The sequence below is a fragment of the Gordonia liuliyuniae genome (genome assembly GCF_021738805.1).
GTDB lineage: Bacteria > Actinomycetota > Actinomycetes > Mycobacteriales > Mycobacteriaceae > Gordonia > Gordonia liuliyuniae.
Window position 1 is genome coordinate 349,848 of record NZ_JAKKOR010000001.1, and the last position, 11,985, is coordinate 361,832.

The 11,985-nt window shown below is 65.8% G+C and carries 11 protein-coding genes; 3 read left to right on the forward strand and 8 right to left on the reverse strand.

The genetic code is table 11. From position 1 onward, the window contains the following. Positions 1 to 797 precede the first annotated feature (797 nt). Positions 798 to 2,077 (reverse strand): IS3 family transposase gene (locus L5G33_RS01585; RefSeq protein WP_236996379.1). Its coding sequence is split into 2 segments (ribosomal slippage): positions 798 to 1,780 and positions 1,780 to 2,077, totalling 1,281 coding nucleotides; the frame shifts between segments, so codons are not numbered across the junction. 349 nt (positions 2,078 to 2,426) lie between these two features. On the opposite strand from L5G33_RS01585, the gene L5G33_RS01590 reads away from it, so the two are divergent. Continuing rightward, positions 2,427 to 3,137 (forward strand): M23 family metallopeptidase, encoded by a 711-nt coding sequence (locus L5G33_RS01590; protein ID WP_236996380.1) that lies wholly within the window; start codon positions 2,427 to 2,429, stop codon positions 3,135 to 3,137. Positions 3,138 to 3,258: 121 nt separating this feature from the next. On the opposite strand, the gene L5G33_RS01595 is transcribed toward L5G33_RS01590, so the two are convergent. The 3 genes from L5G33_RS01595 to L5G33_RS01605 form a co-directional block, all read right to left on the reverse strand. Then, the gene (locus tag L5G33_RS01595; RefSeq protein ID WP_236996381.1) at positions 3,259 to 4,329 is read right to left on the reverse strand and encodes a zinc-dependent alcohol dehydrogenase; all 1,071 of its coding nucleotides are present in this window, start codon (positions 4,327 to 4,329) and stop codon (positions 3,259 to 3,261) included. A gap of 86 nt (positions 4,330 to 4,415) precedes the next feature. After that, positions 4,416 to 4,985 carry a hypothetical protein gene (locus L5G33_RS01600; RefSeq protein ID WP_236996382.1) on the reverse strand — a complete coding sequence of 190 codons (570 nt, stop codon included), beginning with the start codon at positions 4,983 to 4,985 and terminating at the stop codon, positions 4,416 to 4,418. Next, complete coding sequence (locus L5G33_RS01605) at positions 4,982 to 5,854, reverse strand: hypothetical protein (RefSeq protein ID WP_236996383.1); 873 nt, start codon at positions 5,852 to 5,854, stop codon at positions 4,982 to 4,984. The genes L5G33_RS01600 and L5G33_RS01605 overlap by 4 nt, the downstream gene beginning before the upstream one ends. Before the next feature lie 157 nt (positions 5,855 to 6,011). On the opposite strand from L5G33_RS01605, the gene L5G33_RS01610 reads away from it, so the two are divergent. Next, positions 6,012 to 6,560, forward strand: a complete 549-nt coding sequence (locus tag L5G33_RS01610) for a dihydrofolate reductase family protein (protein WP_236996384.1) — start codon at positions 6,012 to 6,014, stop codon at positions 6,558 to 6,560. Here L5G33_RS01610 and L5G33_RS01615 read toward each other — a convergent pair. The 4 genes from L5G33_RS01615 to L5G33_RS01630 all read right to left on the reverse strand — a co-directional run bounded on the left by L5G33_RS01615 (position 6,542) and on the right by L5G33_RS01630 (position 9,761). Continuing rightward, complete coding sequence (locus L5G33_RS01615; protein WP_372476848.1) at positions 6,542 to 7,279, reverse strand: pyrimidine reductase family protein; 738 nt, start codon at positions 7,277 to 7,279, stop codon at positions 6,542 to 6,544. The two genes, L5G33_RS01610 and L5G33_RS01615, sit on opposite strands and share 19 nt — an antisense overlap. Before the next feature lie 11 nt (positions 7,280 to 7,290). Next, a complete protein-coding gene (locus L5G33_RS01620; protein ID WP_236996386.1) occupies positions 7,291 to 7,800 on the reverse strand; it encodes a flavin reductase family protein in 510 nt (169 codons plus the stop codon). A gap of 96 nt (positions 7,801 to 7,896) precedes the next feature. Further along, positions 7,897 to 8,931 carry a PHP domain-containing protein gene (locus L5G33_RS01625; protein WP_236996387.1) on the reverse strand — a complete coding sequence of 345 codons (1,035 nt, stop codon included), beginning with the start codon at positions 8,929 to 8,931 and terminating at the stop codon, positions 7,897 to 7,899. Next, positions 8,928 to 9,761: an MBL fold metallo-hydrolase gene (locus L5G33_RS01630; protein WP_236996388.1), complete on the reverse strand. Its 834-nt coding sequence runs from the start codon at positions 9,759 to 9,761 to the stop codon at positions 8,928 to 8,930. The genes L5G33_RS01625 and L5G33_RS01630 overlap by 4 nt, the downstream gene beginning before the upstream one ends. Before the next feature lie 443 nt (positions 9,762 to 10,204). Between L5G33_RS01630 and L5G33_RS01635 the strand changes: the two genes are divergently transcribed. Further along, a complete protein-coding gene (locus L5G33_RS01635) occupies positions 10,205 to 11,974 on the forward strand; it encodes an oleate hydratase (RefSeq protein WP_236996389.1) in 1,770 nt (589 codons plus the stop codon). The last annotated feature ends 11 nt before the right edge of the window (positions 11,975 to 11,985 follow it).

Below are 11,985 nucleotides of genomic sequence, written 5' to 3' on the forward strand. Positions count from 1 at the left end.
GGATCAGTTTAGGTTTGATTGCAGGCTGAGCACTGGATACACACCTATTGCCGATCTGGATAAGGACCCTCGGACTGAGCGAGGAGATGAGCCGACTGGGTTGTGGGCGCACTTGACTCTCGATGACATCGACGGGGTGGCAATTGATGAGACGGAAGTCACCAACGGCAAGGACGATGAGTCTACTAAACGGCGGATCTACACCTGGAGACGCCCCGTCCACCAATAGCACCGGTTGTGTTCCGTCGATCACCGAGCCTCCTTCCGGCCACGTCGAGTACGGCGACGTGGTGGGTATCGGTGTGCGTGTCGACGCCGGCAACGATGTCGAGAGCAGTCGTGCACTCGGCGGTGGATGTTGTCATGATGGGACCGTGCCTTCCTCAGCGGGCACATCGGCCAGGGGCCGGGCAGACAAGACGTTGACGGGGCCGACCAAGCTCGTATGAAGTCATGCTCGCCTCTGGCCGACATGCATCGGACAGCGCCATCACCACCGGCACGCGGGCGAATCAGTTCCAAGACAAGCCCCCGAGGGCCATCAGTCACCTACAGAGTCACACGCACCAGCGGCGAGGCCCTTCCATCATCAACGTCACCTATCCGTGCAGCAGTCCCCCGCAGCGGCTTCGCGATGGTGAGGTCCGACGGCAGGAAGAAGTAGGCGAGTCCGCCACCGAAGTTGAACTGCAGTGGGGTGCCTACGACGAGGGTGACGTACTCAGTTCACAGTCCTGGATTCGTCTTACGAAAACGTGGACAGCAGACTGAATCGCCCCGGCAAGTCCGGAGACTTTTTAGTTTGAGACTCCAGCAGGTGCTGGGGTCTGGTGGTGAGCGTAGTGTGCGCGTTCTGCCTCGACTGGGGTGAGGTCGTTGCAGTACTCGAACGGTCGGCGGCGGTTGAACCAGTCGACCCACTCTGCAGTCGCTATCTCGAGGTCGTCGCACCCCTTCCACGGTCGCCGGGACTTGATCAATTCGGTCTTGTAAAGCCCGTTGATCGTTTCGGCCAGCGCATTGTCGTAGGAGGACCCGACGGCACCGGTCGACGGTTTGATTCCCGCCTCGTCGAGCCGTTCAGAGTAGGCCACTGACATGTACTGCACGCCGTGGTCATGGTGGGCGATCAGGCCGGTGAGATCGGTGCCCTCACGGCTGCGAGTCCAGATCGCTTGCTCTACGGCGTCTATGACGAGCTTGCTCGTCATAGTGGTAGATACCGACCAACCCAGAATCCGGCGGGCATAGGCATCGACGACGAACGCGGTGTAGCACCAGCCTGACCATGTCGAGACATAGGTGAAGTCGGCAACCCACAGCCGGTCAGGTGCTAACGGCGCAAAACCGCGATTGACCAGGTCCAGTGGTTTCGAAGCCTTCGGGTCACTGATCGTGGTGCGCTTGACCTTGCCGCGGACTGCGCCGGCCAAACCGAGTTCAGTCATCAGCCTCTCGACCGTGCAGCGCGCTATCGGCGCCTCGTGCTCGGCTCGTTCTCGGTTCAACATCAGCCACACCTTCCGCGCTCCGTAGACCCCGTAGTTCTCCTCGTGCACCTTTGTGATCTTTGCCTTCAGCTCCTCATCACGCACCTCACGAAAGGTTGGTTTTCGGGTGCGGTGCTCGTAGTAGGTCGCGGGGGCGATCTTCGCACCCAGCGTGGTGAGCTGAACGCAGATCGACTCGACACCCCACCGCAGACCATCACCATCGCGGGTACCGACATGTTCGTCGATGTAACGCACAATCAGCGCTGTGGCCGGTCGAGTTCGGCCGCAAAGAAAGCCGATGCGGACTTGAGGATCGCGTTGGCACGCTTGAGCTCGGCATTCTCGCGTTTGAGCCGCTTAAGCTCCGCCGATTCCTCGGTCGTCGTCCCCGGCCGTTGGCCAGCATCGACCTCGGCCTGACGACACCACTTCCGGATGGTCTCCGGCGTGCCCACCCCGAGCAGCTCAGCGACCTTGGTCATCGCCGCCCATTCCGACTCATGCTCAGCCCTGATCTCCGCGACCATCCGGACCGCCCGCTCACGCAACTCCGACGGGTACCTCTTCGACGTGCTTCCTGACATGACTCCATCCTTCCCAAGGAACAGAGTCTCCGGACACGCCGGGGCGATTCAGACAGTCGCCGAGGTCGAGCTGGACGACGAAGCGCATCGGCCTTCGGTGCTGCGCGCAGGTCGGCCACTCGAACGTCGACCCGCCGGTGGGGAGTCCGCCGATCCGGCTGCAGCGTATCGACTGCTCGTCGACGGGCGCGCGAGGAGTAGACCTGTCGCGTCGGTGCTTGTGACCGGCCGCCACCATGACCGACATCACCCATGTCGCGCTTCGACTGGCGGCCCTCGCCGCGAACCAAGTAGCCTCGCCGTGTCCTTACCGTTTCCGAAACGTTATCTATCTCCGAACGGACAGACTTTGTCTCTACACCGCGCAACTGCTGACTCCATAACGACTCCTGCCGACCTCGGCATCAACTCTCCGGCCCGCGGGGCGGGCCGCCATCGGGTGGCCAAGACGCGACGGACCGCGCTGCCGGTGCGTATCGGCGCCATCGCCGCCTTCGCCGGGGCCATCGGTCTGGCCGGCGCGACCGCCGGTGAAGTCGCCGCCAAGCCGTCGTCGCCGATAACGCTCCCGGAAGGCGTAGATCTGCCGGAGAACCTGCAGGTGCCCAAGAACTTGCCGCCGGACGTCGACTCCGCGCTCCGCGGCCTGCTGCCGCGGATCGGTCCCGGTCAGGGGCACGCCGTCAAGCCGGTCAGCGGCACAGTCACCTCGACATACGGCGGACGCTGGGGCTCCCACCACGACGGTGTCGACATCGCGAACAAGACCGGCACCCCGGTATACGCCGTGACCGATGGCGTAGTCCTCGAAGCAGGCCCGGCCTCGGGCTACGGACAGTGGATTCGAGTCCGCCAGGACGACGGCACCACCGGGATCTTCGGTCACGTCGAGAAGATCTTCGTGCACGCCGGTGAGAAAGTGAAGGCGGGAGAGAAGATCGGCACCGTGGGCAGCCGAGGCAATTCCACCGGACCCCACCTGCACTACGAGGTCTGGAACTCCGCCGGTAACCCGATCAACCCGCAGGCCTGGCTGAAGAGGCGCGGCGTACAGCCCTGATCTGACAGCGCGCACAGTTTGCGAGCCGTCGAGTCGCGTCAGTGGCACCGGAGCCCTGATAGACCGCACTACCTGCGGAGCGGTACCACTGACGCGAGGACACGGTCAGCGTCAGGTGTGCTCACTGCCGCGGATCGATGAGCACCTTCCCGGACGAGTCTGCGGTCGCTGCGGCGAACGCTGCCGCCACGTCGTCGAGTGGGACCGTCCGGGAGACGATCTCGGCGGTGGGGATTCCACCGTCGGTCGCGATCGCCAGCGCTGCGGCGACATCGGCCTCGGTGTACGCCGCACAGCCCTGCACCCGGATCTCCCAGTCCTGCACGACGGGCATCGGGAGCGTTGCTTCCCGTGCGGGGACGCCGACCACGAGGACTGTTCCGGCCCGGCGAAGGAGGCCGACCGCCTGATTGAGCGATCCTTGGGACGCGACACAGTCGAGGACGACGTCGGCTGGTCCGCCCAGCGCACTCCGCAACTGGTTGTCGACGTCTGCGGCGCAGGCACTGACGCCTGCGGCGGCACCGACCCGGACGGCACGGTCGAGCTTGCCCTGATCCATATCGGTGACGACGACTCGGTCTGCGCCGGCGCGCGCCGCGGCTACGACCGCCAAGACCCCGATTGTTCCCGCGCCGAGGACGACGACGCGGGCGCCGGTGAGGTCGCCCGCGATCCGGACCGCGTGCACCGGCGTCGCGAGGCACTCGACGAGGACCGCGGTGGCGTCGTCCACGTGATCGGGGACGGGAAACAGATTCTGTTCCGGGGCGACGAAGTACTCGGCCAGCGCGCCGGCCCAATGCCGCGAGACGTCGCAGCCGATCCACGACAGCCGCTCGCACGCATTGCTGCGGTCGGCCAGACAGTTCAGACACTGCCCGCACGCCACATTCGGTTTGAGAAGAACGCGCTGCCCCACGGTCAGGCCCGAGACGGACGCGCCGAGCGCGGCGACGACGCCTACTGCTTCGTGGCCGGGCGCGTAGTCGCTGTCGAGGAACGGGTGGTGGCCGGCGAGCGCATGCGTGTCCGAGCCGCAGATCCCGACGAGGGAACTGCGCACAAGTACTTGTTCGGGCTCGGGGGCGGGCACCGGTCGTTGCTCGACCACGACGTCGCGGGTGGGCCGGACCAGTGCACCGCGCATCGTCGCGCTCGCAGGAATGTCACGGTCGGAAGTGGTCGCCATTGTCACAGACTATCGACTGCCGCCACCCGGTTTAGTCCGGTCGGAGGACGATCGAGCCGATGAGCGCGCGTGGCCACTACTCATCCTCAGCTCCGCTCCGTGTCGTCGGGCCACCCGCCGAAGAGCGCATCCTGCTGGGCGTCGGGGTCGAAGGTGTTGTGGCGGAATCGGATCGCTCGCCCGATCCAACTGTCGTCGGGGCCGGATGAGTCTCCTGATCCCCAGTGGATGGTGCGACTGAGTGCAGCCTGTTCCGGCGGCGCGGCGCGGACGGCGAGCGCGTAGGTGGGGTTCGCGTCCACGTCGTTCGAGGGCAGTCGGATCACGTCCTCGATCACGCCGATGGTGCATCGCCCGTCTGCGAACCGGGCTTCGGTGAGCCGGTAGGTGGTGACGGCATTGAGGGCGACCCCGACAAGTAGTACCCCCAGGCTCGATCCGTACAGCCAGTAGAAGACCTCAAACCGGTCGATGCCGTCGATCCAAAACCAGATGCCGAGCCCGATGCCGACCGGGATCGCCACGACGAACGCCACGAAGCCGACGAGGAGAATCACCACGGACAGGTCGTCCCGCCGCGACCACTGACGTATCCGTGCCCGCGTCTGTGGGGTCCGTGCGTGACTCAGCCACTCCGCCGTCTGCCGATCGATCATCGCTTCCCCCGTACCGGGAGCGAGGGCTCGCTTCGCGCGGCCTTGCGTCGGAGCTTGCGGCGGATCCTCCGCAGCTTCTTCTCCAACGGCACCGTGGTGACGGTGACCTCCCGGTCATTGTCGAGGCCACCGGTGATGAGCACCCACCGGTGGCCTGCGCAGTGTGCTGCGGTGCCCGAGCCGGGGATCGTGCTGAGGAAGTACCCGCCGATAGCATCGTCGCCGAACAGTTCGGTCGTGACGATCGTGCGGCGACGCTGCAGGCGCCCCGAGTCGAGAGCGTCGTGCACAGCGTCGTTCGACAGCCAGGTGTGGAGAGCGTGATAGAGCCTTGAGGCATGCTCGTCGGCCGTGCGGTGGTCGATGGCGATGAACGTCGGCCAACTGCCGCCTTCACCGTCATCGGAGTCGTACGGGGACCGGTGGATCGTGTGCAGCACACCGTGCTCGAAGATCCGCGCGTTCTGCGCGTCCACGTCCTTGATGAGGCTCAGGCGGAAAACCAACACGCCGATCGCGACGAGCAGCCACACCCCGACGCCGGCCCAGGCAATCCAGAAGTTCCACAGGTTCCCTGTGGCGTCCTCGTCGAACAGGTTGCTCGTCCAGCCGTCACCTGAATGGACGAGCGTTCCCCAGATCAGATAGCCGACGACAGCGAGCGGCAGGCACACCCAGAAGATCGGTGCGTAGATGAGTTCGGTCCGACCCAGCCTGTCCGGATCCTCCCAGCGGGCGACTTCGTCCGCGGACTCGGGTACGGGTGCGTCACGCGGTCGGTCCAGGCGGGCGGCACGGGAAGAGGCCGCATCCGCCCATATCGTGGCCGGATCGCCGGGCAACGCGCTCGTGGGCGTCTCCTGCTGCAAATCCTCGCCCTCCTGCCGGTTCGTGACGGGCTATCAGTCAGTTACGAGGTCTGCGAGGCCCGTCTGGTTAGCGCATTCTCCCACGACTGCTCCAGGTGGGCGGATCTTCGCGGTGGAATTGGAGGCAGACCCGCCGGTCAGCGCCTAGCGTCGTCGTATGCGCCCACTGCGATATTCGATCAACACCACCCTCGACGGCTGCGTCGACCATCGCGAAGGCGTTCCTGAGCCGCAGATGCATAAGCACGCCGAACGGATGATCGCCGAGGCCGACGCGCTGATTCTCGGCCGCACGACCTATCTCATGATGGAAGAGGGCTGGCGCGATCCGGATCAGGTGGCGGCGATGCCCGAATGGATGCAGTCTTTCGCCACCGCCATTGGGGCGGCGAAGAAGTACGTCGTCTCGGGCGTGCTCACCGAGGTCGACTGGAATGCAGAGCTTCTGGGCGGGGACCTACGTCAGGCCGTCACCGAACTCAAGAACCGGCCGGGAAACGGCCTGTACGTCGGAGGGGTGCAACTGCCGACGGCGTTGGCGCAGTGGGGATTGATCGACGAGTACCAGTTCCTCGTGCATCCGCGCGTGATCGGTCACGGACCTCGGCTGTTCGACGGCCTGGAGCAACCGATAGACCTCACGCTCGTCGGCCGTGAGGAGTTCCGTTCCGGAGCGATGGTCCTGCGCTATCGCGGCCGGGAGTAGCGCAGGAATAGCTCGTCGTCGTGCGCCCGCGCATGCCGCAGTGCGAAGCGGCGCGGGGACGGCAGTGCCGTGGCGGTGTTCGACGGCCCCGCGACGGGCAAAGCCTCCGCGGTGAGTTGCGGGGTGAGCGTGACGCACAACTCGTCCACCAGGTCGTCTTCGGTCAGTCGGTCGATCAGGGTCGGACCGCCCTCGCAGAGAATCCGGTGCATGCCCCGGGCCCGGAGCTCGGCGAGCGCCGCAGGCAGATCCACTTCGTCGGCTCCCGCGACGATGAGGTCCACGTGATCGCGGACCGCGGTCGTGTCCGCGCGCCCGGAGGTGATCACGATCGGGCGTGGCATGCCGGCCGCGGAGGACGCGGCGAGCATCCGCTCGGGCAGTTCGCAGGACGCAGTGACGATTGCCATCGGCGGGGTAGCAGGTGCACCCGGCCGGACGCGCGAACGTAGTTCCTGCAGATCGTCGCTCAACTTCACCGGACCGTACCTCTCGGCGCGGGCTGTGGCCGCGCCGACCAGTACGACGTCCGAGAGCGCTCTCAGCGCGTGGAACAGCGCGCGGTCGGTGTGTGACGAGAGTGGCCCGACGCGGCCGCGGAAGCTCACCGCCCCATCAAGGCTCATCACCATGTTGGTGCGCAAACCGGGCGGTTGATCGGCATACGACTGCTCGGCGAAAGCGAGGACGTCGAACTCCGGCCCGCTGGTGCCGGGCACCGCGACGTTGTTCACGCCGAATGTCCCGGTTCGATCGAATCGCCGATCGCCAGGCTCACCCACGCAGACAATTCGGGGTCCTGGTGTCGGACCTCGCCGGCGACCGGGGCGAGGAGGTAACCCGTGTGATCGCCGACATCGATCCGGTCGATGACGCGCCCGACGAACCACACGCCGGCATCGGTGAGCACCGGCAGGTCGTGTGGGCCCTCCACCCACTGGCAGGCGGCGAACTTGTCGACCGAATCCCCGGTCTCGCCGCCGAAGAGCCGAGCCAACTCCGCGTGCTCACGGGCGATCAGGTGCACCGCGAGATGATTGGCATTCGCGGCGACCCCGTGGGTGTGGTTGGCGCGCGAGATTCCGACGAAAAACCGCGGCGGATCGATACTGGTCTGGGTGGCGAAGCCCACCAGGCAACCGGACGGGCCGTCGGCCGAACGGGTCGTCACCACGTAGAGCGGGCGGTCGACCGCCACGAGCGCATCGAAGGCGCCGGTGGCGTCAGCGGTCTCGCTCACGTAAGTCTCCATTCAATACGGGGTCTCCATTCAATCGAGTGCACGGATCGGGGTTGGTCGGACTCTGCGTACCCGCGGCGACCCGATTCCAAACGGTCAGCGACGCGCCCATGCCGATAGGCGCTCCTCCGACCAAGTATTCACTATCCGGTCGGGCTCGATGTCGTGCTGCACGGCCCGCTCGGCACCGAGCCGGCTGAACTCGAGCTGCCCCGGCGCGTGGGCATCGGAGTCGACGGCGAACAGGCAGCCGAACTCGTGGGCGAGCGCCAGCAAGTCGTCGGGCGGGTCGACCCGTTCGGGACGCGAATTGATCTCGACCGCGGTGCCGTGCTCGGCGCAGGCGCTGAACACGGCCGCGGCGTCGAAGGTCGACGGCGGACGCCCGCGGCCGGCGATCAGCCGACCTGTGCAGTGTCCGAGCACCTGCACGCGTGGATTGCTCACCGCGGCCACCAGCCGGGCAGTCATCGGGTCGTGGCTCATCCGCAGTTTCGAATGCAGTGACGCGGTCACCACGTCGAGCCGATCGAGCATGTCCGGCGACTGATCCAGCGATCCGTCGTCGAGGATGTCCACTTCGATCCCGGACATCAGACGAAAGCCGTTGTCGTGCTCGCGGTTCCAGGTGTCGATGAGGTCGAGCTGGCGACTCAGGCGTTCCGCGCTGAGGCCGTTAGCCACCGTCAGCCGCGGCGAATGGTCGGTGATCGCCAACCATTGGTAGTCCAGCGCCACTGCGGCGGCGGCCACCTCCGACAGCGGCGCGCCGCCGTCGCTCCAGTCGGTGTGCGCGTGCAGGTCGCCGCGCAGCAGGGGCGCGAGCGGTTCGCCGTCCGGCATCGGCGACGGCGCCTGTTGCAGTTTGTCGAGATAGCTCGGTAGCGCGCCGTCGACGGCCTCGGTGACCACCGCTGCGGTGACCTTGCCGATCCCCGGCAGCGCGGTGAGGGTGCCTGCGCGGCTGCGCTCCACGAGTTCGGCTGGGGCCAGCGCCGAGACCGCGACCGAGGCCCGGCGGAAGGCCTCCACCCGATAAGTCTTCTGCCGGTCACGCTCGAGCAACCAGGCGATACGCGAGAGCGCGGTCGCCGGATCCACCGGGCCTGTCACCGGTGCGAAGGCCTTCATGACGGCTCCGGCTCGTCGGGATCGCGAATCTGATCGGTGACCCAGCCGATGTAGCGTTCGGCCGAGGCGCGTACCGCCAGGCTCGCCCCGGAGTCGATCACGTCCCCGAAGGCGCCGTAGATCCGGTCGAAGGCCAGCGGTTCGACCGCGCCGACGATCTCGCGGACCAGTCTGGGGGAGAGCGGAATCAAGTTCGGGTAGCTGCGCATGAACGACACGCTCGCGCGGTCGGCCCCGACCATCATGGTGTCGCCGGTGAGCAGCAGCCCCCGCCCGTCGGCTCCGGCGGCGACATGCAGTACACAGCTGCCGGGGAAGTGGCCGCCGCATCGCCGGAGCCGGACCCCGGGCGTGAGATCCAGCGTCTCGCGCCAGAACGCGATCACCGGATCGGGCCGGGTGACCCAGCGCCGGTCGAACTCATTGACGTAGACGGGCGCCCCGCCGAGCATGCGGCTCAACGACACGCTCGCCCCGATGAGATGCGGATGACTCGAGACGATCGCGCAGACCGGGCCGGCTGCCCGCAACGGCTCGACGAGAGCGGGGCCGATGAATCCGGGCGGCTCCCACAGGATGTTGCCGACCGAGGTGTGCACGAGGAAGGTGCGCTGACCGATTCCCACGGCCGGATCCATGGCGAACTCGGAGAGGCCGGGTTCGGGAGTTCGGACGGTCACCGACCGGGTTTCGCCTGGATCGAGCTGCGCCCAGCGCTGTCCCTCTGCGGGTACATACTGTCGTTCGTCGATGCAGATCAGACAGGCGACGGGCGTCGGCCCGGGCGGATACTCGTTGCCGCAGGTGACACAGATCCAGGCCGCAGTCATCGCGAAAGACTCGCACTCACGGACGGGAGCGCGGGGCCGGAGAAACCGGCAGGCGTCGAGGTCGCGGGAGTGGTTGTCGTGCTCATCGCCTTCCCTTCACCCAGCGCACTGCGGTAGAGCCCAACGCTACTCTTCGGGTGTTCATCGAGACGAAGATATGTGGCTCAGTGACCACGGCTACGACGAGACTCTCCATGCATTCGACAAGGCCACCCGCACGCTCGGTGTCGACACCCTCGCCTGCTGATCCTGTGTCAGCCGGCGAATCCGCGACCGCACCATCAGCGAAGACTGGCCCGCGGCCTGGGCTGAGGCGTTAAGGTTCCGCTACGGGATTAATCGGACAGGTCATCGGATTCGACGCCGCCGTTCGCGGCATGCGGACGAGGTGCGTGCAGTCGTAGACGACACTCCCGCTGTCCTCGTACCGACCAGGAGGATCGATGCACTACAGCGCGGGAAACTATGAAGCCTTCGCCCGGCCGAGGAAGCCGGCGGGTGTCGACGAGAAGACCGCCTGGTTCGTCGGGGCAGGACTCGCCTCGATGGCTGGGGCGGCGTTCCTGATCCGCGACGGTCAGATGCCAGGCGACAAGATCTCCGTCTTCGAAGAACTCGATCTTCCCGGTGGCGCGCTCGACGGCATCAAAGAGCCTAAGAAGGGTTTCGTCATCCGCGGCGGCCGTGAGATGGAGAACCACTTCGAGTGCCTCTGGGATCTGTACCGCTCGATCCCGTCGATCGAGATCGACGGGGCGAGTGTCCTCGACGAGTTCTTCTGGCTCAACAACGACGATCCGAACTCGTCACTGCAGCGCGTCACGATGGATCAAGGGCAGGATGCGCACACGGACTTCAAGTTCGGGCTCAGCGACAAAGCCCAGAAGGAGCTGACGAAGCTGTTCCTCGCCACCCGCGAGGAGATGGAGAACAAGCGCATCGACGAGGTGATGAGCGCAGAGTTTCTGGGCAGCAACTTCTGGCTGTACTGGCGAACCATGTTCGCCTTCGAGAACTGGCACAGCGCACTCGAGTTCAAGCTGTACCTGCATCGCTTCATTCATCACATCAAGGGGCTGCCGGACCTGTCTGCGCTGAAGTTCACCAAATACAATCAGTACGAGTCGCTAGTCCTGCCGCTCTACCGCTGGCTGCTCGATCAGGGCGTCAACTTCCAGTTCTCGACTACCGTCACCGACGTCGACTTCGACATCGACCAGACGCGCAAACAGGCCACCCGGATCCACTGGATGCACAACGGCGAGGACGGCACCACCGAACTGAGCCCGAACGACCTGGTGTTCATGACGATCGGCTCGCTCACCGAGAACTCCGACGAGGGTGATCACCACACCCCGGCCACGCTCAACACCGGGCCCGCGCCCGCCTGGGACCTGTGGCGGACCATCGCCGCCAAGGACCCCGCGTTCGGGCGGCCCGATGTCTTCGCAGGCGACATCGACGCGACCAAGTGGGAGTCGTGCACGGTGACCACGCTGGACAAGCGGATTCCGGAATACATTCAGAAGATATGTAAGCGCGACCCGTTCAGCGGCAAGGTGGTGACCGGCGGCATCGTGACCGCCAAGGATTCGAGCTGGCTGATGAGCTGGACGGTGAATCGCCAGCCGCATTTCAAGCAACAGCCCGCCGACCAGATCGTCGTCTGGGTCTACGCACTGTTCTCCGACGTGGAGGGCGACTACGTGAAGAAGTCGATCTCCGCCTGCACCGGTGAGGAGATCACTCGCGAATGGCTGTACCACGTGGGTGTGCCGGAGGATCAGATCGACGAGCTCGCGGCCACCGGCGCCAAATCGGTGCCCTGCATGATGCCGTATGTCACGGCGTTCTTCATGCCGCGCCGGGCAGGTGACCGGCCCGCGGTGGTGCCCGAGGGGGCGTCGAACTTCGCCTTCATCGGCCAGTTCGCCGAAAGTGCAACGCGCGACTGCATTTTCACCACCGAGTACTCGGTGCGCACCCCGATGGAAGCGGTGTACACGCTGCTCGACATCGAGCGCGGCGTTCCCGAGGTGTACGGCTCAACCTACGACGTCCGCGAGCTGCTGAACGCCACCGCACGCCTGCGAGACGGGGAGGAGACCGAACTGCCCGGCCCGCACTTCCTACGCGAGAAGCTGTATGACAAGTTCCAGAACAACGAGGTCGGCAAGTTGCTGACGGAGTACAAGATCATCGCCACACCCTGACCCGTCGTACC

Coding starts and splice junctions, on each gene's coding strand:
- L5G33_RS01595 (WP_236996381.1), bottom strand. CDS start 4,329: ATGGCGACCACTTCCGACCGTGACATTCCTGCGAGCGCGACGATGCGC.
- L5G33_RS01600 (WP_236996382.1), bottom strand. CDS start 4,985: ATGATCGATCGGCAGACGGCGGAGTGGCTGAGTCACGCACGGACCCCA.
- L5G33_RS01610 (WP_236996384.1), top strand. CDS start 6,012: ATGCGCCCACTGCGATATTCGATCAACACCACCCTCGACGGCTGCGTC.
- L5G33_RS01625 (WP_236996387.1), bottom strand. CDS start 8,931: ATGAAGGCCTTCGCACCGGTGACAGGCCCGGTGGATCCGGCGACCGCG.
- L5G33_RS01630 (WP_236996388.1), bottom strand. CDS start 9,761: ATGACTGCGGCCTGGATCTGTGTCACCTGCGGCAACGAGTATCCGCCC.
- L5G33_RS01635 (WP_236996389.1), top strand. CDS start 10,205: ATGCACTACAGCGCGGGAAACTATGAAGCCTTCGCCCGGCCGAGGAAG.